At 59.9% G+C, this 20,992-nt stretch carries 21 protein-coding genes; 16 read left to right on the forward strand and 5 right to left on the reverse strand.

Annotated elements, in window-relative coordinates; all coding sequences use genetic code 11:
- Nucleotides 1-32: 32 nt before the first annotated feature.
- Both plsY and dprA read left to right on the forward strand, forming a co-directional pair.
- Complete coding sequence (plsY, locus tag RIB87_RS03010; protein ID WP_350143347.1) at nt 33-686, forward strand: glycerol-3-phosphate 1-O-acyltransferase PlsY; 654 nt, start codon at nt 33-35, stop codon at nt 684-686.
- Nucleotides 683-1,843 carry a DNA-processing protein DprA gene (gene dprA / locus RIB87_RS03015; RefSeq protein WP_350143349.1) on the forward strand — a complete coding sequence of 387 codons (1,161 nt, stop codon included), beginning with the start codon at nt 683-685 and terminating at the stop codon, nt 1,841-1,843. Before plsY ends, dprA begins: the two co-directional genes overlap by 4 nt.
- A 7-nt stretch (nt 1,844-1,850) precedes the next feature.
- Here dprA and RIB87_RS03020 read toward each other — a convergent pair whose 3' ends face one another.
- Nucleotides 1,851-2,093, reverse strand: a complete 243-nt coding sequence (locus RIB87_RS03020; protein WP_350143351.1) for a hypothetical protein — start codon at nt 2,091-2,093, stop codon at nt 1,851-1,853.
- A gap of 370 nt (nt 2,094-2,463) precedes the next feature.
- On the opposite strand from RIB87_RS03020, the gene topA reads away from it, so the two are divergent.
- The 7 genes from topA (at nt 2,464) to rpmG (ending at nt 10,996) form a co-directional block, all read left to right on the forward strand.
- Nucleotides 2,464-5,142 (forward strand): type I DNA topoisomerase, encoded by a 2,679-nt coding sequence (gene topA / locus RIB87_RS03025; protein ID WP_350143353.1) that lies wholly within the window; start codon nt 2,464-2,466, stop codon nt 5,140-5,142.
- The gene (gene rnr / locus RIB87_RS03030) at nt 5,143-7,530 is read left to right on the forward strand and encodes a ribonuclease R (RefSeq protein ID WP_350143355.1); all 2,388 of its coding nucleotides are present in this window, start codon (nt 5,143-5,145) and stop codon (nt 7,528-7,530) included. It abuts the gene before it with no gap.
- 65 nt (nt 7,531-7,595) lie between these two features.
- Nucleotides 7,596-8,036, forward strand: coding sequence for a DUF983 domain-containing protein (locus tag RIB87_RS03035; RefSeq protein WP_350143357.1), 441 nt, complete (start codon nt 7,596-7,598; stop codon nt 8,034-8,036).
- Nucleotides 8,037-8,099: 63 nt separating this feature from the next.
- Nucleotides 8,100-8,867, forward strand: a complete 768-nt coding sequence (locus tag RIB87_RS03040; protein WP_350143359.1) for an NUDIX hydrolase — start codon at nt 8,100-8,102, stop codon at nt 8,865-8,867.
- Nucleotides 8,867-9,511 (forward strand): NUDIX hydrolase, encoded by a 645-nt coding sequence (locus RIB87_RS03045; protein ID WP_350143361.1) that lies wholly within the window; start codon nt 8,867-8,869, stop codon nt 9,509-9,511. The genes RIB87_RS03040 and RIB87_RS03045 overlap by 1 nt, the downstream gene beginning before the upstream one ends.
- Before the next feature lie 8 nt (nt 9,512-9,519).
- On the forward strand, nt 9,520-10,734 hold the full coding sequence (locus tag RIB87_RS03050) for an MFS transporter (RefSeq protein WP_350143363.1): 1,215 nt from the start codon (nt 9,520-9,522) through the stop codon (nt 10,732-10,734).
- Between the two features lie 94 nt (nt 10,735-10,828).
- On the forward strand, nt 10,829-10,996 hold the full coding sequence (gene rpmG, locus RIB87_RS03055; protein WP_350143365.1) for a 50S ribosomal protein L33: 168 nt from the start codon (nt 10,829-10,831) through the stop codon (nt 10,994-10,996).
- A gap of 725 nt (nt 10,997-11,721) precedes the next feature.
- On the opposite strand, the gene RIB87_RS03060 is transcribed toward rpmG, so the two are convergent.
- Nucleotides 11,722-13,095, reverse strand: a complete 1,374-nt coding sequence (locus tag RIB87_RS03060) for a PleD family two-component system response regulator (protein WP_350143367.1) — start codon at nt 13,093-13,095, stop codon at nt 11,722-11,724.
- Nucleotides 13,096-13,116: 21 nt separating this feature from the next.
- A complete protein-coding gene (locus RIB87_RS03065) occupies nt 13,117-13,482 on the reverse strand; it encodes a response regulator (protein WP_350143369.1) in 366 nt (121 codons plus the stop codon).
- Nucleotides 13,483-13,626: 144 nt separating this feature from the next.
- On the opposite strand from RIB87_RS03065, the gene RIB87_RS03070 reads away from it, so the two are divergent.
- From RIB87_RS03070 to RIB87_RS03085, 4 genes are read left to right on the forward strand one after another with little or no spacing between them, the layout of a single operon-like run.
- Nucleotides 13,627-13,908 (forward strand): DUF3572 family protein, encoded by a 282-nt coding sequence (locus tag RIB87_RS03070; RefSeq protein ID WP_350143371.1) that lies wholly within the window; start codon nt 13,627-13,629, stop codon nt 13,906-13,908.
- A gap of 17 nt (nt 13,909-13,925) precedes the next feature.
- A complete protein-coding gene (locus RIB87_RS03075; protein WP_350143373.1) occupies nt 13,926-14,588 on the forward strand; it encodes a hypothetical protein in 663 nt (220 codons plus the stop codon).
- 10 nt (nt 14,589-14,598) lie between these two features.
- A complete protein-coding gene (locus tag RIB87_RS03080; protein ID WP_350143375.1) occupies nt 14,599-15,510 on the forward strand; it encodes an ROK family protein in 912 nt (303 codons plus the stop codon).
- Nucleotides 15,477-16,781, forward strand: a complete 1,305-nt coding sequence (locus tag RIB87_RS03085) for a DNA polymerase IV (protein ID WP_502943194.1) — start codon at nt 15,477-15,479, stop codon at nt 16,779-16,781. Before RIB87_RS03080 ends, RIB87_RS03085 begins: the two co-directional genes overlap by 34 nt.
- A 9-nt stretch (nt 16,782-16,790) precedes the next feature.
- Here RIB87_RS03085 and RIB87_RS03090 read toward each other — a convergent pair whose 3' ends face one another.
- The gene (locus RIB87_RS03090) at nt 16,791-17,612 is read right to left on the reverse strand and encodes a cell envelope integrity EipB family protein (protein ID WP_350143377.1); all 822 of its coding nucleotides are present in this window, start codon (nt 17,610-17,612) and stop codon (nt 16,791-16,793) included.
- Nucleotides 17,613-17,865: 253 nt separating this feature from the next.
- Between RIB87_RS03090 and RIB87_RS03095 the strand changes: the two genes are divergently transcribed.
- Nucleotides 17,866-18,588, forward strand: coding sequence for a GGDEF domain-containing protein (locus tag RIB87_RS03095; protein ID WP_350143379.1), 723 nt, complete (start codon nt 17,866-17,868; stop codon nt 18,586-18,588).
- Nucleotides 18,589-18,591: 3 nt separating this feature from the next.
- Here the strand turns inward: RIB87_RS03095 and RIB87_RS03100 are convergent, their stop codons facing one another.
- Entirely contained in the window at nt 18,592-19,635 is a 1,044-nt protein-coding gene (locus tag RIB87_RS03100) for an agmatine deiminase family protein (RefSeq protein ID WP_350143381.1), read from the reverse strand.
- Between the two features lie 107 nt (nt 19,636-19,742).
- Here RIB87_RS03100 and RIB87_RS03105 point away from each other — a divergent pair, with 107 nt between their 5' ends.
- Together RIB87_RS03105 and RIB87_RS03110 are read left to right on the forward strand one after the other, a co-directional pair.
- Nucleotides 19,743-20,210, forward strand: coding sequence for a RidA family protein (locus RIB87_RS03105; RefSeq protein WP_350143383.1), 468 nt, complete (start codon nt 19,743-19,745; stop codon nt 20,208-20,210).
- On the forward strand, nt 20,210-20,953 hold the full coding sequence (locus tag RIB87_RS03110; RefSeq protein WP_350143385.1) for a glycerophosphodiester phosphodiesterase family protein: 744 nt from the start codon (nt 20,210-20,212) through the stop codon (nt 20,951-20,953). The genes RIB87_RS03105 and RIB87_RS03110 overlap by 1 nt, the downstream gene beginning before the upstream one ends.
- Nucleotides 20,954-20,992 lie beyond the last annotated feature (39 nt).

Here is a 20,992-nt window from a genome sequence, read left to right on the forward strand (position 1 = left end):
ACCCGAAAAGCATACCAACGGAGACTGATCTGATGTTCATCGACCCGATTTCCGTTGAGCTGTCCGCCCCCTACTACATTGCTGCCCTCGTGCTGGGCTACCTGCTGGGGTCCATCCCCTTCGGCCTGCTGTTCACACGCATGGCCGGGTTGGGCGACATTCGGTCCGTCGGCTCCGGCAACATCGGCGCAACCAATGTACTGCGCACCGGCAACCGCTGGGTGGCGCTGGCAACCCTGGTGGCGGACGGCGGCAAGGGCGCACTGGCGGTTGTTCTTGCGCGCTATCTTGCCGGGGACACAATGGCCGTGCTTGCGGGTACCGGCGCTTTCGTCGGTCACATCTTTCCGGTCTGGCTCAGGTTCAAGGGCGGCAAGGGCGTTGCCACGTTCCTTGGCTTGACACTCGCTCTGAACTTCTTCGTTGGCCTTGCCGCCTGCGCAACGTGGCTCGTTGTTGCCGCCATTTCACGCATCTCATCCCTGTCCGCCCTTGTGGCTGCCGCGCTGGCACCGGTGTTCTTCTGGATCGCCGACATGTGGCTCGTAATCCCGTTTGCCATTTTTTACGCGGTGCTGATTTTCATCCGCCACCGCGACAACATCCGCCGCATCATCGCGGGCGAAGAACCTCGCATTGGCGGCGGAAAAAAAGAGAACACCCCCCCGGAAGCACCCGCTTCGTGACAGCACAGTCATTCAGCCATGGGCCAACAGATGACGCAGACCTGCTGGCGTGGCTTCGGTTGATCCGATCTCAAAACATTGGCCCGACCACATTCTGGGGTCTGCTTGCCCGCTTTGGCTCAGCGATTGATGCACTGGACGCCTTGCCACAGATAGCCAATCGCGCCGGTCGCGACACCGCGCTGTCAATCACGTCCATGCGTGACGCAGAGCGTGAACTGAGTCTGATCAAAAAATACGGTGCCCGTCTTGTGCCATTTGGTCATGACGGTTACCCGCCGTTGCTGGCCATGGTGGACGCACCCCCGCCTTTGCTCACAGTGCTGGGTGATGCATCCGTTGCCGGCCCGCGCACGGTTGGCATCGTCGGGGCGCGCAACGCTTCTGCCGCCGGACGAAAAATGGCTGCCATGATGTCGCGGGGTCTGGGCCAACATGGCGTCACCGTAGCCTCAGGCCTTGCCCGTGGCGTAGATACGCACGCCCACGAAGCCGCCCTGGAAACAGGCACTGTCGCGGTGACCGCAGGCGGCATCAACATTATTTATCCGCGCGAGAACACCCAGCTTCACGCGCAGATTGCCCAAACCGGCGCCGTGGTTACTGAAATGCCGTTCGGCGCCGAACCCGTGGCCCGCCACTTCCCCCGTCGCAACCGTCTGATCTCCGGCATGTCTGCGGGCGTCGTAGTGATTGAGGCGGCGGTGCGGTCAGGGTCTCTCATCACCGCGCGTTTTGCCAACGAGCAGGGCCGCGATGTATTTGCTGTGCCCGGCTCACCGCTCGATCAGCGGGCACGCGGTACCAACGATCTCATTCGCGAGGGGGCAACGCTGGTGCAGGGGCCCGAGGATGTGCTGGAGGCTTTGGAAAGCCAGTTTTCAGAACCCGGCACCCTGCCGCTCTTTGACCGCTATACTCAACAACCTGCCGCACTCGATCAAACCAACACGCGCAGATCAGGTGCCCCGACAGCCCCTATAACCGAAGAAAACACCAACGCGGTTCACGCTCTTTTAAGCCCGTCGCCGGTGGAACTGGATGAACTGATCCGCCTGAGCGCACTCACGGCGGCCCAGGTATCAGCAATCATTCTGGAACTGGAAATCTCAGGACGGGCCGTCCGCCACCCCGGCGGGCGCATCAGCACCATGTAGGTTGCGGCTACCTGGAGGCACGCTTTGCAGGGGTATTCGCGTTGCTTTTTTCAGCCCCGTCCCGGTTCTCAGCCCCGTCTCGGTTCTCAGCAATCCGGGACGCTTCGCTGCCCGCCATTTCCAAAAGATAGGCCAGGAGAGGCATTTGTGTCTCGCGCGCGACTGAACTAAGCCCGATCAGCATATCGAAGATGTAAGCAGCAGTTTCGGTGCGGTCCTGATCCGCACCTTGCGGACTTTTGTCGGTCACAATCGCAAGCCTTCACATTCATTGTCGGCATTGCGCCGACAGCCACACAGGTAACAGCGGGTAATCAGGTAGAAAAACCTGCTTCTTACCCCGGTATTCAAGATCCCGACGGCTTCTTAGGGGGGACGCAATGACAACCACAATACTCGTTTTGCGTGCAAAATGCGACCAACAACTAAATCCCCAACGTCTCAAAGGACTTTTCGCCAACCGAACAGGCGAAAATATTTCAGCGATGTGACAAAACCCACAATGAGGCGTGCATTTGACACTCCGACGGTTACAACACCATCTTGTGCGTCGAATCGACAAGTCAACACTGCGCGCTGAGGCGTGCGCCCTTCCCTAACGGCCCAAGTTCGAGGTTTGCGTGGTCAACGTAGTTATTGTGGAATCCCCGGCTAAGGCCAAGACGATCAACAAGTATCTGGGTAGCGACTTCAAGGTGCTGGCATCCTATGGCCATGTCCGCGACCTGCCGCCCAAGGATGGCTCGGTTGATCCGGATGAAGACTTCGCCATGACCTGGCAGGTGTCGCCCAGTTCCAAAAAACAGATCCGCGAAATCGAAACCGCCGTCAAAGGTGCCGACAAGCTCATTCTGGCCACTGACCCCGACCGCGAGGGCGAAGCTATTTCATGGCACGTGCTTGAGATTCTTGAAAAGAAGAACCTCATCAAGGACATGCCGGTTGAGCGCGTGGTGTTCAACGCTGTCACCAAAAAATCGATTCTGGAGGCCATGGAGCATGGCCGCGACGTCGATACGGATCTGGTCGAGGCCTACAAGGCCCGCCGCGCGCTGGACTATCTGGTGGGCTTCAACCTGTCCCCAGTGCTGTGGCGCAAGCTGCCCGGCTCGCGCTCGGCAGGCCGCGTACAGTCCGTGGCGCTGCGCCTTATCGTGTCGCGCGAAATGGAGATCGAGGCATTTACGCCGCGCGAATACTGGACCATTGAAGCTGCCCTTGCGAATGACGCCGGCGAAGACTTCACCGCGCGGCTGACCACCTTCAACGGCCAGAAGCTGGACAAGTTCGACCTCGCCAACGAAACGGCCGCCCGCGAAGCGGAAGCAGCGGTTAAAAGCGCTGCGCTGCGCGTGGCCTCCGTTGAAGCCAAACCCGCCAAGCGCAATCCGCCTGCGCCGTTCACAACATCCACGCTGCAGCAGGAGGCGTCCCGTAAACTCGGCTTCAACGCCAGCCGCACCATGCAGGTGGCGCAGCGCCTGTATGAAGGTGAGGACATTGGCGGCGAGACGGTGGGTCTCATCACCTATATGCGGACCGACGGCGTGCAGATGGCCCCCGAAGCCATCGACGACGCCCGTGATGCCATCGCAGCGCAGTTCGGGCGCAACTATCTGCCGGACAGCCCGCGCATCTATCGCTCAAAAGCCAAGAATGCGCAGGAGGCCCATGAGGCCATCCGCCCCACAGACCTCGCCCGCACCCCGCAGGACGTGGCGCGCTATGTCAGCGGCGAACAACTCAAGCTTTATGAGCTGGTATGGAAGCGCGCCATCGCAAGCCAGATGGAAAGTGCAAGCTTCGAGCGCACCACCGTCGAGCTTGCCGACGCTGACGGCAAGGTCGGCTTGCGCGCCACTGGCTCCGTGCTGTTGTTCGATGGTTTCCTGACGCTCTATCAGGAAGGCGTGGATGATTCAGAAGGCGACGAAGACGCGAACCGTCTGCCCAAGCTGAACGAAGGTGAGCAACCACAAACCCGCACCGTTAACGCCGACCAGCATTTCACCGAGCCGCCCCCCCGCTTCACCGAAGCCTCGCTTGTGCGGCGGATGGAAGAACTGGGTATCGGCCGCCCCTCCACTTACGCCTCAACCCTCAGCACACTGAGGGATCGTGAATATGTCCGCATGGACCGCAACCGCTTCATGCCCGAAGACAAAGGCCGGTTGGTTACGGCCTTCCTTGAAAACTTCTTCAACCGCTATGTGCAGTATGAGTTTACCGCCAGCCTGGAAGAGCGCCTCGATGCGGTTTCAGCCGGTGAACTGGACTGGCGCGAAGTGCTGCGCGATTTCTGGCGCGACTTCATCGCCGCTGTTGATGACACCAAGGAACTGCGCATCACGCAGGTTCTTGATGTTCTCAATGACGTGCTTGGCCCGCATGTGTTCCCGGCAAAAGACGACGGCACCCCGCCGCGCCAGTGCCCGACATGCGGCGACGGACAACTGTCCATCAAGACGGGGCGCTTCGGCGCGTTCATTGGCTGCTCCAACTATCCTGAGTGCAAGTTCACACGGCCCATGGCCGGCTCTGAAGCAGAACAGGCCGCACAGGGCGACAAGGAACTGGGCATCGACCCCGACACAGGTCTGTCGGTTCTTCTCAAGTCAGGCCGCTTTGGCCCGTACATTCAGCTTGGCGAAAAAACCGAGGAAAACGACAAGCCAAAGCGCTCCGGCATTCCCAAAGGCATGAGCCCTGCGGATGTTGACTTTGACTACGCGCTCAAGCTGCTGTCACTGCCGCGCGATGTGGGCGAGCACCCTGAAACCGGCAAGATGATTACCGCAGGGCTGGGCCGCTATGGCCCGTTCGTGCTGCACGATGGCAAATACGCCAACCTCGATTCCATCGAGGAAGTGTTCTCCGTCGGCATCAACCGCGCCGTTGACGCAATCGCCCAAAAGGCGCTGCGGGGCGGCAACCGCCGCGGCCAGGCAACCGTGCTGAAAGAGCTGGGCGACCACCCCGGCGAAGGCGGCCCGGTGCAGGTGCTGGATGGTCGCTACGGCCCCTACATCAAACACGGCAAAATCAACGCCACCCTGCCCAAGAGTGTCGGGATTGATGAACTGACCCTTGAGCGCGCCGTTGAGCTGGTAGCCGAAAAAGCAGCAAAATCCGGCAAGAAGCCAAAGGCCAAATCAAAGGCGAAGGCCAAGACAAAATCGAAGGCAAAAACCAAAGCCAAGGCGAAAACGAAAACCAAGACCAAGACCAAGACCAAGGCGAAAGCCAAAACCAAAGCGAAAGCCAAGTCGGCAGTCGCTTCTGATACAGACGCATCCTAAGTGGCCAGAACTCCGGGTACATCAAAGCCGCCGCGCACATCGCAGCCGAAGAAAAAACGCCCCGCCAAGCGCGGTAAAGCGAAGGCTGCGTCTGACAAGTTTCTGCCGACCCGCGAGCAGGTGCTGGAGTTTATCGCTACCTATCAGGGCACGCCGGGCAAACGCGAGATTGCCCGCGCCTTTCGCATTCAGGGGCCACAGCGCGTGGCTCTCAAGGGTCTGTTACGCTCCATGGAAGAAGAAGGCTTGCTGGAACGCGCCGACAACAAGAAGTTCACCCGACCCGGTGAACTGCCCCCTGTCGGCGTCATCGACATCACCGACCGTGATGCCGATGGCGAGTTGCTGGCAACACCCGCCAACTGGAAATCAGACGCCCCGCCCCCCACCATCGTGCTCGCCCCCGCTGGCCACAAGGACCCGGCAACATTTGGCGTCGGTGACCGCGTGCTGGCCCGACTTAACAAGGCGACGGAAGATTTTGACTACGAAGCCCGCGTCATCAAAAAGCTGGGCATCGGCGCGAAGTCTGTTATTGGCGTACTGCGCGCAGGCCCCGGCAAGGACTGGACGCTGGACCCCGTCGATAAGCGCGAGCGCGGCGACTACCGCATTGCCGCAAGTGACGTGGGCGATGTCCGTGTGGACGAACTTGCCGAAGCAGAGGTGCTCTCTGCCAGTCGCTACGGCCCGCGTGCAGCACGCATTATCAAGGCTCTTGGGCCAATGGACGGTGCCCACGCCATCAGCCTCATTGCCGTGCATGAGCAGGGTATTCCGGTAGAGTTTGACCCCGCAGCACTCGCAGAGGCCCAAGCCGCAAAGCCAGTAACCGCACGCGGCCGCACAGACATTCGCGATATCCCGCTCATCACCATCGACCCGGCTGACGCCCGCGACTACGACGATGCCGTGTGGGCCGCGCCCGACGACGACCCCAAAAACCCCGGCGGCTTTCAGGTGATTGTCGCCATCGCTGACGTGGCAGGCTACGTGCGCCCGGGTTCGGCGCTGGACCGCGACGCGCAAAAACGCGGCAACTCAGCCTACTTTCCCGATCGCGTAATCCCCATGCTGCCCGAACGCATTTCAAATGATCTGTGTTCACTGGTCGGCAACGAAGACCGCCCCTGCCTTGCCGTGCAAATGGTGCTGGACAAAGACGGCAACCGCAAAACACACACCTTCATGCGCGCCATCATGCGCTCAGCCGCCCGCCTTTCTTACCAGCAGGCGCAAGCTGCACACGACGGCCTGGAAAGCGGCCCGGCTGCGCCGCTCGCTGAAACAGTCATCAAGCCGCTGTACGATGCGTATGCCGCGCTGACAAAAGCCCGCAGCAAGCGACAACCGCTTGATCTGGATTTGCCGGAGCGCAAGATCGAGCTTGGCTCGGACGGTCGCATCAGCGGCATCCGCGAGGTAGAGCGCCTCGACAGTATGCGCCTCATCGAAGCCTTCATGATTGAAGCCAACGTGTGTGCCGCCGAAACACTGGAGAGCAAAAAGGCACCCGTCGTCTATCGCATTCACGATGCACCCGCGCCCGAAAAAGTGACAGCCCTTGCCGAGTTCCTGCAAACCCTCGACATGACATTGCCGCGCGGCACCGTCATGAAACCTGGACACCTCAATCGCATCCTCAAAAATGCGGCGGGTTCGGAGCAATCCGACATGGTCAGCGAAGTGGTGCTGCGTTCCATGGCACAGGCTGAATACAACCCGGACAATATCGGCCATTTCGGCCTCAACCTTCAGCGCTACGCCCACTTCACCTCGCCCATCCGCCGCTATGCTGACCTGCTGGTCCACCGCTCGCTGATCCGCGCGCTGGATCTGTCGCCCAACGCCGCAAAAGACGGACTGACGCCCGACGAAGCCGACCGGTTGCCGGAAATCTCACAGCACATTTCATCAACCGAGCGTCGCGCCATGGCTGCAGAGCGCGCCAGCAACGACCGTTACCTGGCGCACTATCTGGCCGATAAAGTGGGCAGCGAGTTTGCCGCCCGTATTTCCGGCGTCACCCGCTTTGGCCTGTTTGTCAGGCTTTCGGAAACAGGCGCTGACGGGTTGATCCCGGTTGCCTCCCTAAACGGCGATTATTTCCACCACTCCGAAACCATGCACGCGCTCATTGGCGAGCGCACCGGCATGATGTTCCGGCTTGGTGAACCCGTGACGGTGCGCCTAGAGGAAGTGGCTCCGCTTAAGGGCGGGCTGCGGTTTGAGCTTCTGGAAGGTGGCCGCAAGGCGGATGCCGCCGAAATAAAACGCGCCCGCCGCGACCGTGCAGGCAGCAGAGATGCCGGCCGCAACAAAGGCGGCCCACGAGGCCGCCAGGCACCGCGCTCCGGCAAACGCAAAACCTCAGGCCGCCGCAAATAACCATCCGCCTAATGCGGCAATCCGACACCTTGCGGGATACGCTGCGTAAACCGACATTACTCAGCATGACAGGCGAGTACACAGGCACTGGCACCATCCAACAAACGCACCGCCGCGTGTGGCCTGCCATGCGCCGAGGGCTGTTTGGCAAATGCCCGTCCTGTGGCGAAGGCCGACTGTTCAGAGCATACCTGAAGGTTGAAGATGAATGCGCATCCTGCGGTCAGGAACTGCACCATCATCGCGCCGATGACGCACCGCCCTATTTTACCATTTTCATATCGGGCCACATCATCATTCCACTGATGATTCTGGTTGAACGTTTTTGGGCACCGGCCTTGTGGATTCACATGGCACTGTGGCTGCCGCTCACCGTCATTTTGTGCATGGCCCTTCTGCCGCCCATCAAGGGTGCGCTGGTAGGTCTGCAATGGGCGCTGCGAATGCACGGGTTTGCCGGCGAGGATGACGACCCGGTCAACGTGGCTCCAACGCCCGCGGCCTGACTCCATTCCGCACAGATTGCAAGCCTAGACACGGTGCGCATCGCCGGGCATCGTCCCTGCGCAATGACAAAAAAACAAACTCCCGCACCGTTTGACCCTGCCTATGCGCGCCCCGGTGAATACCGCGAAGGCAAAGTAGCAGCTGTGCGCCCCAAGGATGCAGCAACACTCGTTCTGGTGCGCCACGACGACAATGCGCCACGCATTCTCATGGGCAAGCGTGCAGCGTCGCACAAGTTCATGCCCAACAAATATGTGTTTCCCGGTGGCCGCGTGGACCTTGCCGACAGCCGTATCGCGCCAAAAAAAGACCTTGCGCCAACAGTACAGCGCCAGTTGATGGATCGGATGCGCGGTCGCCCCAGCGAGGCCCGCGCCCGCTCCTATGCGCTGGCTGCCGTGCGCGAAACCTTTGAAGAAACCGGACTGGTCGTCGGGGCACCCAATGATGGCCCGGTGCCCAAATCGCGGCACACCGACTGGAACGCCTATTTTCAACAGGGCGCACTGCCTGACTTATCGAAGTTCAAGATGGTCGCCCGTGCCATCACGCCGCCCTACCGCACCCGCCGCTTTGATACGCGGTTTTTCATTGGCGATGCCTCAAGCATTTTAAGCGACATGCACGATACCGGCGGCGCATCGGGCGAGTTGCTGGACCTGCATTGGCTGACCATCGCTGATGCCCGCGACCTTGAACTGCCCAACATTACCCGCGCCGTGCTGACAGAAATCGAAGCCCGCCTCAGCGCGCCAAAGCAGGCCGCCCGCCGCCCGATACCGTTCATCTATTTTCGCGGCGCAAAGCCCGTTCAGGACAAGATCACCTGATGCCCGTCAAACCCCGTGCCATTAAACCAAGGGACGCTGCAAGCCTTGTGCTGATGCGCACCAACGGCGATCAGGTGGACGTGCTCATGGGCCGTCGCCATTCGCGCCACGCGTTCATTCCCGATGCCTTCGTGTTTCCCGGTGGCAAGCTGGACCGAGACGACAGGCGCGTGACAACAGCCCAATCAGCCACAAGCCGCGCCACGCCTGCAACCCGCGCACTGGAAGCCGCTGCCATTCGGGAGACCTTCGAAGAAACCGGCCTGCTGCTCGCCTGCCCCGGCGACCTGGGCACCACTGCATCAGGCACGTGGGCAACATTCAAGGATCAAGGCGTCGTTCCGGACGCAAAAGGGCTAAAGTTGCTGGCCCGCGCCATCACGCCAACTGAAAGCCCGATCCGTTTTCATGCCCGCTTCTTTTCTGCGCTGGATGCGCCCGTCACCGGCACCATCAAAGGCTCCGGCGAATTGCTGGACCTTGACTGGTATCCGCTCGACGACGCGAAGAAGCTGCCGGTGATTGACGTTACTGAGTTTGTGCTGAATGAAATTGGCACGCGGACCAAAAGAGGAAGCCTCGACGGCCCCGTCGCTTTCTGGCGCTACCGGTCCGGTACGCCCGTTTTGTCATACGAGACATAGCCCCGCCAATGACAGACTCCGCCATCATAGAGGTGCAAACCCATTCGCTGACAGACGCCCAGCGCCGGCGCTCCATGGCGGCTGCTCTTGGGTGCATCGGCGCGGTTGGCATTGGCCTTGGGGCCACCCTGCCCCTGCTCGCCCTGCGCATGGATGCCATGGGCGCGTCCGCGACCATCATCGGGCTGAACACTGCGATGGTGGGTCTGTCGCACCTGATCTTCACGCCGCTGGTGCCGCTCATTCTGCGGCGCATCCCGATGATGACGTTTCTCATCCTCTGCATTTTTGCGTCCACCATCGGCATCATGGGCTATGTGCTGTTTCCCAGTATCTGGGTCTGGTTCCCGCTGCGGTTTTTCACATCTGCGGCGCTGGCGGGGTTGTTCATTGTCAGCGAAATATGGGTCAACCAGATAGCGGACGAAAAAACCCGCGGCCGCGCCATCGGCATGTACGCCACGGTGTTCGCCGGCTCATTCGCCATTGGTCCGCTGATATTGCTTGGCGTCGGCACATCCGGCGCACTGCCGTTTCTCATCACGGCGGGCATGACGCTGCTGGCGATCATTCCGCTGATGTTCGCGCGCGGACTTATGCCCAACATCACAGAAAAGCCATCACGCAGCTTCCTCGCCTTCATTCTGGTTGCCCCCGCCGCCACCTTTGCCGCCCTCGCCTACGGCGCCATCGAGACACAGGTGTTCAATCTGCTGCCGGTCTATTCCGTGCGCAGCGGCGCGACGGAGGCGGTAGCTGCTTTGGTTCTGAGCGTGTTTGCTGCGGGCAACGTGGCCCTGCAAATTCCCATCGGCCTGCTCGCCGACAAGTTTGACCGGCGTTATGTGCTGGCGGGGTGTGCTGCGGTTGGCATTGCCGGTCCGTTGCTCATTCCCTTCACCGCGGGCCAGCCAATGCTGCTGTATCCGGTGCTGTTCGTGTATGGCGGCGTGGTTGTGGGGCTTTATACGGTGGGGCTTGCGCTGCTGGGGCAGCGCTTCAGGGGCGCTGACCTTGCCGCCGCCAATGCGGCCTTTGTGGTGATGTATTCGCTTGGGGCGCTCGTTGGCCCCGCTGCGGGCGGCGTCGCCATGGACATCAACAACCCCAACGGGCTGATGGTTGCCCTCACTGTTATTGCCGCCTGTGCGCTGATTATCACTTTGTGGCGCCGCTTCACCGAAGGCCCGGCACTGCCTGGTGAAATGCCAAAACCGTCTTGACACACCTCTTGACACCGGGCCCCGTATCATTACGTTGCCGCCTTCGCCCTGCACACCGAAGTGCAGAGGCCCAAAATTGCTTAGGATTCGGCCCATGGCTAAACCAACAACCATCAAGATCCGTCTGCAGAGCACCGCAGATACCGGCTACTTCTATGTCACCAAGAAGAATGCCCGCACCATGACCGACAAGATGGTCGTGCGTAAATATGACCCCGTGGTCCGCAAGCATGTTGAGTTCAAGGAAGCCAAAATCAAATAGCCATCAAGGCTTTTGGCGCGCCCTTTTGTTTAGCTGGTGTGGCGCGGCTTACCTTTAAACCACGAAAAAGCGCCGCTCCATATGGTTGGAGCGGCGCTTTTTGTGTCGCACCTTGTTTGGGCAAGTGCTTAGCCTGGTGCGTTGCCAATCGTGCATTTACTGAGAAAACCGGGCAGCCGGAGCCGGTGGTGCAAGAGCTGCGACCATCGACTCCGGCTGGTAGGTTCACCGCTCAGCACCGGACCAGATGCGGCTGGTGTCCGGTCAAAGCAGCGGTGCCGGGCAACAAAAGAAGCAATGCCGACCCCGGGGTTCAAAAAGAGGCCTATCCGACCCCCGAAACCGGCAACAATGCTTCTTCGCGCGAAAGCTGGTCAGGCGATGCGGCTGCACTAACCCGCTCAATGCACGCTACCCGGAACGGCGCAGCCTTCAGATGAAGGAAAACGCCCCCCGTTTTTGTGGCCAAACACCCGGAGCGCGAACAATCAGCGCTTTGGGATGCATGTCGGAACAAATCCCCATTTGTTCGCGACTTCGGCCTGCGGTCGGCATCTCCCCCAAAAAGACGCCAGCCACTCCAAAAGCGTATCACCACTCCGCATCCAGACAAGAATTAATGAGACTATTGATGTGAAAAAATGTTCACCCAGAGGGTGTTAACCATCTTTCCTCATGTATTTGCTTTGTTTTCCACAGGCAGCACAGGCTACCGATAGCAGCCGTCAGGCAGCTTCAGAAACCACCCGGTTCCGGCCTTCCCGCTTGGCCCGATACAGTGCCTTGTCAGCTCGCTTCAGGAACTGATCCACGCTTTCGTTGGGCGACAGCAAGGCGGTCACACCAATGGAAGCTGTTATATCCAGCCTGCCGGTCTCGGTGCTGACCTGAAATGCCAGGGAGGCAATTTCGGTGCGCAGCCGCTCCGCCACGGCGTTGGCGAAGGCCACATCCGTGTCGGGCATCACCACCACAAACTCCTCCCCGCCATAGCGGCAGGCAAGGTCAATGCCGCGCACATTGCGGGCCAGTCGCTCGCCGAACTCACGCAACACCTCGTCGCCAACATCATGGCCGTGGGTATCGTTCACCGACTTGAAGAAGTCGATATCGACAATAAGCAGCGAAATCGGCTTGCCCCGGTCCGCCGCCCGCTGCACCAGCGTGCCCAGATGGCTTTCCATGTAGCGCCGGTTATAAAGGTTGGTCAGCGGGTCCGTGATCGCCATCTCAAGGCTGAGTTGCAGGTTCTGCCGCAACACATCCTGATAGCGTTTGCGCTTGAGCTGTGTGCGCACCCGCGCCGTCAGCTCATTGCGGTCCACCGGACGCATCAAATAGTCGTTCACGCCCATATCAAGCGCCCGCACCAGCCGCGCCGTATCCCCATTCTCGACAATCGCCAGAATAGGCACGTTGCGCGTGCGATCTTCAGAGCGCAGATGCGAGCAAAAGCGCAAGCCGTCTGAGCGCTCAAGCGAGAGACTGACCACCACCAGGTCATAATCTTCACCGCCGACCCGCACCAAAGCCTCCCGCGCATCGCTTTCAATGGTAACGCGGTTCTGGTCGCGCAGGCTTTCGGCAATGCGGCGTGCAGATGTTTCGCGGTCTTCCACCACCAAAATCCGGCCCATGCCGCTGCCCGCGCGGTGCAGTGCTTCAGCCTCGTTCATCAGCCCCAGCTTGTCGGATGTCGTTTCACGCATCCGCAGTTCGTCAGTCATCAGCTTGAGACGCACAAGACTGCGCACCCGCGCCATCAGGGCAATGTCATCAACAGGCTTGGTCAAAAAATCATCCGCACCCGCTTCAAGACCTGTCACCCGGTCTGTCGGCTGATCCAGCGCCGTCACCATGATGACGGGGATATGCTGGGTTTCAGGGCGCGACTTGAGACGGCGGCAGACCTCAAAGCCATCCATCTCCGGCATCATCACATCAAGCAGAATGATGTCCGGCTTCTCGGCTGCCGCAGCTTCCAGCGCTTCGCGCCCGTTAAATGCGGTCGAGACATCAAAATACTCAGCCGTCAGCTTGGCTTCGAGAAGTTTGACGTTGGCGGGAATATCATCAACCACAAGAACACGCGCCGTCATGAAAATACTCCTGGCTGCGTGTTAACCCAAAAACCGCTGCACGGTTTCCATGAACTGGGCCACCGAAATGGGCTTGGCGATGTACGCTTCGCACCCACCCTGGCGGATTTTTTCCTCATCGCCCTTCATGGCAAAGGCCGTCACCGCCACCACCGGAATGGCGCGAAGGCTGTCGTCCTCCTTCAGCCACTTGGTGACTTCAAGGCCTGAAACTTCCGGCAGTTGAATGTCCATCAAAATCAGGTCGGGACGTTCAGAGCGCGCCAACTCCAGCGCTTCCATGCCGTCGCGGGTCTGGATGGTCTCATAGCCATGAGCGTCGAGCAGGTCATGAAACAGCTTCATGTTCAGCTCGTTGTCCTCAACAATCAAAACCCGTTTGGACATCGTGATCTCTCCCTTGGCACCGCCTGATCGCGGTAGTCTGCCAATTCATCTTTGCCGACTGTGGGCCAAAAGGTTTAAGGCACTGTTTAAGCGGCACCGTTTCACAATGGCCATTTGCAGCCACACCCAAGGAAAATTGCGGTTTTGAATAGTGAAGATGCACAAATACTGGCGCTGCGGGCGCTCACATTTCTGGCGGAAGACCAGCAGCGAATCGAAGGTTTCCTGCGGATGACCGGCACCCAACCAGCCGACCTGCGCCAGTTTGCACAAACCGAAGAGGGACTTGCCGCCATTCTGGACTATCTTTTGGGCAACGAACGCCTGCTGCTGGAGTTTACCGGCAGCGAGCAGTGTCCCGACGATGCGCCCGCCCGCGCCCGTCGCGCTTTACCCGGCAACCAGCAATCCCCCGGCTGGAACTGAATCGAACTGGATTTTTCATGACACTCGATCCCTTCGTTGAGGAACAGATCGCTTCCCTCACCCTCAATACCACCCGTCCGCTGATCGTCACCGACGCAGACGAAGTCTTGTTCCGCTTCATGGAAGGGCTGGAAGCATTTCTGGAACGCGAAGGCTACGAGATCAGCCTCAAAAGCTTCGCCATCACCGGTAACGTGCGCCACAAGGCAACAGGAAATGTGGTGGAAGCCACCGAGATGCGCGGCCTGCTTGGGGCTTTCTTTCAGGCTGAAACACACAGGCTGGCACCTGTAGAGGGTGCTGCAGATGCCCTGCAAACCCTGTCAGCCCACGCCGACATCGTGGTGTTATCCAACGTCCCGTTTGACCGCCGCGATGCCCGCGCGCAGTCATTGCTGGACAGCGGTATGCCTTATCCGCTGGTAGCGAACGCCGGCCTCAAGGGGCCAGCCATGGCCGCGCTGGCGCGAAAAGGCGGGCGCCCGGTTTTTTTCCTTGATGACATTCCCCACAATCTGCAGTCGGTGCATGAGTCTGTGGACCATGTGCATCTCATCCACTTTGTGGCCGACCCGCGCCTGCGCAAACTGGTCCCCAGCCCCGAAGCCCATCACATAAGCTCCGGCGACTGGCGCCACGCGGCAGATCACATCACCACCACGATCACCGCGCACGGCTGAAACTGGCACCATGCGCATCGGCATAGATCTTGGCGGCACAAAAACCGAAGCCATGCTGATGGCACCCGACGGCAGCAAGGTTGCCCGCCTGCGCGTTCCCACACCGTCAGGTAACTACCAAGCCAACCTCGATATGCTGGTGGATCTGGTGACTCATATGGATAAGACCGCCGGGTGCCGCTGCCCGGTTGGCATCGCTATGCCCGGCGCGGTGTCAGCCACTACGGGCCTTGTCAAAAATGCCAACTCTACCTGGCTCATCGGCCAGCCCTTGCCGCTGGATCTGCAAAAACGCCTTGGCCACCGCGTGCGCTTTGCAAATGACGCAGATTGTTTTGCCCTCTCCGAAGCACACGACGGCGCCGGAGCCCGGCACCAGACCGTGTTCGGCGTTATCCTGGGTACCGGCGTCGGCGGTGGCCTTGTCGTCAATACACGTCTTGTTTCAGGTCCAAATGCCATCACCGGCGAATGGGGCCATACGCCGTTGCCGTGGATGACACGTGACGAATATCCAGGCCCGCTATGCTATTGCGGCAAACACGGCTGCATCGAAACATGGTGCTCAGGCCCGGCGCTTGCCGCTGACCACACCCGCATTACTTCGACAACGCTTTCACCTGAACAAATTGTCGAGCAGGCAGGTGCCGGCAATACCGACGCGCTGGCAACGCTTAACCGCCACACAAGCCGCCTCGCCCGCGCGCTGGCCATGGTTATCAACATTCTGGACCCACATATTATTGTTCTGGGCGGTGGTCTGAGCGAGCTTGAGCATCTTTATCCAGCCATAGCTGCCGACCTGCCTCAGCATGTATTCTCCGACACCGTGGAAACGCAGGTCGTCAAAAACACTCACGGTGCGTCCAGTGGCATCAGAGGCGCCGCATGGCTGTGGCCTGCGGACGCGGTGGCAGACTGATGGCAACGCTGTGCCGCGATTGTTTTGCGCCGAATGACGACAGCACCCGCCGCTGCACCTCATGCAAGAGCCCGCGCCTCGCCCGCCACGATGAACTCACGGATCTCACCATGGCGCATATCGACTGCGACGCGTTCTTCGCGGCAATTGAAAAACGTGACGCGCCGGAACTGCGCGACAAGCCGGTCATCATAGGCGGCGGGCGGCGCGGCGTTGTTTCAACAGCCTGCTATATCGCCCGCACATACGGTGTCGGATCAGCCATGCCAATGTTCAAGGCGTTGAAAGCGTGCCCGCACGCTGTCGTGGTCAGACCGCAGATGGAAAAATATGCCACAGCAGGCCGCCAGGTCCGTGACCTGATGCGCGATGTTACGCCGCTGGTTGAGCCAGTCTCCATCGATGAGGCCTTCCTGGATTTATCCGGTACCCAGCGCCTGCACCGCATGAGCGCCGCTGAAACGCTCATGCGGCTGGCCCTGCGCATTGAGCAGGAGATCGGCATCACAGTTTCGGTCGGCCTGAGCCATAACAAGTTTCTGGCCAAGCTCGCGTCTGACCTCGACAAGCCGCGCGGATTTTCCATCATTGGCAAAGCTGAAACGCTCTCCCGTCTTGCCGCCATGCCGGTTGGCAAAATATGGGGCGTCGGCAAATCCATGCGCGGCAAGCTGGAGGCAGACGGCATTACCATGATTGCCGACCTGCAAACCATGGACGAACACGACCTGCTGGTGCGCTACGGCCAGATGGGCCTGCGCCTTGCCCGCCTGTCGCGCGGCAACGACACCCGCGACGTGAAGCCCGTGCGCGAAACCAAAAGCATCAGCGCTGAAACCACCTTCAACGAAGACATTGCGGCCTACGATACCCTCGAAGGCATTCTGTGGCGCCTGTCCGACAAGGTGGCGACGCGCTGCAAGGCGTCAGACCTTGCAGGCCACACTATTGTACTCAAGCTCAAAACCCGTGACTTCAAAACCCGCACGCGAAACCTGACCCTGACGGACGCCACCCAGCTTGCGGATGTGATTTACCGGGCCGGGCAAAAGCTGCTGAAGCCTGAAACCGACGGCACCGCCTATCGCCTGCTCGGCATAGGGGTAGCCGGTCTCGTCACCGCAGGCGGCACGCAGATAGGCGACCTGCTGGACCCCAACGCCGGCAAACGCGCCAGGGCGGAACGAGCCGTGGATAAAGTGCGTGAGAAATATGGCAAGGAAAGCATCGACAAGGGACGCGGCATCACCGCCGACAAAATCAAACGGTAAGTGAGTGCGCTAGCACTCAGGGACCGGCAACGGTTCGAGCGAAATCAGCCGCGCGCCGATGGCAAGGTCGCCATAGTCCATAACCAGTCCCGTAGAAACACCGTTCTCATAAAACCGCGACGAGATTTCAAAGTCAGGCAGACCGGAAATATCAGAGGGGTCAAAATAGCTGATCTGCAATGGCCAGTATTTTACGTTCGCCAGGCTCGCACCAGGCTCCGCCTCATCATCACCGGGTGCGCCGATGCCACCGCTGCCAATGAATGTGGTGGTCTTGAAATAATGTTCCGTATCCGACCCATCAAACAGATCAGCGGTGATGATTTTCTTGCCCGCCTTCGCGGCGTCAAGCATCTGCCTGATATGTTCTGTGGGAAACAGCGTGCCGGCCGGCAACGCCAACGATGTTTTTTCAGGCTTGGTGAATGCAACCACGCCGTTTTCGACCTCGCCCGAAATCTCTTCCGCACTGTTTCCGTTGATGTAGTGCACCATCGAAAACGTGAACGCATCGCCGTCCGCGCTTTCCCATGAATTCACACGAAAATCACTGACAAAATCATTGCCCTGCTTGCTGCCCATCCGGTTGACGATGCGCTGGCTGGTGACAAACCCCTCACAGGCAGACCCCTGCCATTCCAGCACCAGCCGTCCCTTGACCGATGCAATATCAGACCCGTCGGCGCTGCCGATCAGGTTCATGGCATAGACCGCGCGATGCGGCATCAGACCGCTCGCCGCAAACGCAGACTGCGGCAAAACAACCAGCACCAGAAAAAAAAGTCCGGCGCAAATTGCGGCAAAGGCTGTTGGCATTTTCAGGTTTGACATGGGCCTTAACCTAGCGCGGAACCGCTGAGTATTACACGCGGCAAATTGTGCCGGGTTGCCGGGCACAAATGCACGTGTTTGCCCGTGCAATGGTAAACGGCACTGGCGGAAAACGCACAAATAGCCTCACTTTTTTGACTAATAGGCAAAGGCACGCGGCTTGCTCCGTAGGCAGCATTCCCCAATGATGCCTCGGTAAACCGAAGGCACAACGGGGGTTGTAGGTCGGCGCTCAGACAGGAGTAGATGAGCTATGTATCACGCCACAGTTCCAACACCCGGCATGGGGGCACTAACAGACATAGTGACACGCAACAAAGACGCGTCCTTTGTGCCCAAAGTCATGCAGCCCGCACTCGCAATGCCCAAGGAAACCCGTGAGCTTATCGAGCGCGCTCTCAACTATGCAGCGGAAGCCCAGCAAACCATTTCAGAACAGCGCTCGCGTATCGCCCAGCTTGAAACCCTGTCGATGACGGATGAACTCACCGGCCTTCTCAACCGCCGCGGTTTTTCGAATGCGCTGGACCGCGCCCTTGGCAATGCCCGTCGCCACAACGAACAGGGATTGCTCGTGGCCATAGATCTTGATGGCTTCAAGCCCGTGAACGACACCTACGGACACGCAGCGGGCGACGCGCTGTTGCAGCACGTTTCGGACTTTTTGTCGGCCCGTGTGCGCACAACAGATTATCTGGCACGCATGGGCGGCGACGAGTTTGCAATCCTCATGGTCAATGGTGAGCTCGCGCCCGCCCGTCACCGCGCCATCGAACTCAAGGCAGAGCTCAACGCGGCAACCGCCAGAATCAACCACAGCCACATTCCGCTCAAGGCCAGCTTCGGCATTGCCCCCTATGACAGTGACGCATCGGCTGAGCAGGTCATGCATATGGCTGATGTGGCAATGTATCACGACAAGCGCCGTCGGGCCGCGTCGCCCACGTTGGTCAGGCAGTTTCACGCCGCCGAGTGACGCTTAGGGGCTGATCGGGTCGCCTTCAGGCTGTTGCTGCGTAATGCAGTGAATGGCACCACCGCCACGCGCGATGTCGAGGGCTGGCACCTGCACGCATTGGCGTCCGGGAAAGGCATCCGCAATAATCTGCGCCGCATCGTCGTCGCGCGGATCGCCATAGGCAGGCACGATGACGGCACCATTGGCGACATAGAAATTGACGTAGGAAAGCGGCATCAAACGTCCGTCGTCATGGTGCACCTGTATGGGCTGCGGCACGTCGATGACCTTGAGCGCCCCGCCCGCAGCGTCTTTCATCTGCATCAACCGCTCGCGGTTGTCCTGCATGGCTGCAAAATTTGGCTCGCCGGGGGCCGGAGCGTTGAGCAAAACGCGGCCACGCCCGGCAAAGCAGGCCACCATATCCACATGGCCGTCGGTCTCATCACCTTCCAACCCGTCCCCCAGCCACAGCACCCGGCGGATCCCCAGATACATCGCCAGCGCCTCAGCCACTTCGCGCGGATGCAGTTCGGGGTTTCGGTTGGCGTTGAGCAGACACTGCTCGGTGGTCAGCAACGTACCGTAGCCGTCCACCGTAAAACTGCCGCCCTCCAGCACAATCGGTGCCTCATAGCAGCGCATTCCCAGCCGCTTGAGAACGTCCGCCCCTACCCGTGCATCATGTGCCGTGTGAGCATACTTTGCTCCCCAGCCGTTGAATTGCCAGTGAACTCCCGCCACGCCGCGCGCGGGATCCTTGACGAAAGTCGGGCCTGTATCGCGCGCCCATGAATCATCAATTGCCAGCCCTACAACATCCACGCCGGCACCACAGGTGAAACGGGCTTCGGCAACGTCATCCGGGTGCGCAATCATCGTCACCGGCTCAAACTGCGAAATGGTGCGGGCCACATGCGCATAGGCAACCAGCGCCTGGGGCATATATGGCCCCCACAAGTTGCCCCGGCGCGGCCACTGCATCCAGCACCGCGCATGGGGTTCCCACTCAGCGGGCATGAACAGGCCATGGGCCACGGGACTGTCAGCAAAAAGGTCTGTCATCGGCCTGGCGGTAATTAGGAGTAAAGTGCGGCACTGACTTTCGCTTCATCTGAAGGCGTGCGAAAAGCAGATGAACACTATCTACACGCGATGAGGAAACCGGACAAATGGCAGGCAGAATTGACGCACGGCTCAAGGAGCTGGCTATCGAACTGACAGACCCCGCGACCCCGGCGGCAAACTATGTGCCTTATGTGGTCACCGGAAACCTGGTTTTTATTTCCGGTCAGGTGCCGGTGGACGCGACAGGGCTTCCGTTTCGCGGCAAGGTCGGCGACACGATAAGCCAGGAGGATGCCGTAAAAGCCGCACGCCTGTGTGGACTCAATATTCTCGCCGCTCTGCGTCAGGCCTGTGACGGCAACCTTGACCGGGTCACGCGCTGCGTAAAGCTCGGCGGCTTTGTCAACGGCACACCGGACTTTGACCAGCACCCCGCCGTCATCAACGGGTGCTCCGATCTGATGGTTGATGTCTTCGGAAATGCCGGCAAACACGCCCGCTTTGCGCTGGCGGCAAGCAATCTGCCCTTTGACGTCGCCGTCGAGATTGACGCCGTTTTCGAGATTGCCTGATGGGCCGCGATCTTGGCTGGCTTACGGCCCGCCCTGTTGCCCATCGTGGCCTGCACGGGCTTGAGCCGGGCATTGTTGAAAATCTGCCATCCGCCTTTCAGGCAGCGATCGACGGCAACTACGCCATTGAATGCGACCTGCAGCTTTCGTCCGACGGCGAAGCAATGGTGTTTCACGATGCAACGCTGGATCGCCTGACCGAGCGCACCGGCAAGGTCGCAAGCCATACTGCCGCGGAACTAAAAAAGGTGGCGTTCAAAACCAGTACCGACAAAATGCAGACGCTGGGCGAGTTTCTGGATCAGGTGGCAGGTCGCGTCACGCCGGTCATCGAACTCAAAATCAAGTCCGGCGACGAAGGCCCGCTGGAACAACGAACAGCGCAGGTGCTGGCTGACTACAAAGGCCCTGCTGCCGTCATGTCGTTCAACCCGCGCAGCATGGGCTGGTTTGCCGCCAATGCGCCCGACATCGTTCGCGGCCAGCTTTCTACCGGCTATGACGAAGGCTCAGCGCTCACCATGCCGCGGCTGCAACGCTTTGCCCTGCGACACATGCTCTACAACTGGCAAAGCCGCCCGCATTTCATCGGCTTTGATATCAACCGGCTGCCGCAATGGTCTGTGACGGCACGGCGCAGGCTCGGTCTGCCGGTGCTTACCTGGACAGTGCGCACCGACGCCCACCGTGACACCGCCGCCCGATATGCCGACCAGATCATTTTCGAGACTTTTCGTCCCTGATCTGTGCCCTACCTTCTCATCCACACGGCCAGAAGATAG

It is taken from the genome of Pyruvatibacter sp. (genome assembly GCF_040219635.1).
Classification (GTDB): domain Bacteria; phylum Pseudomonadota; class Alphaproteobacteria; order CGMCC-115125; family CGMCC-115125; genus Pyruvatibacter.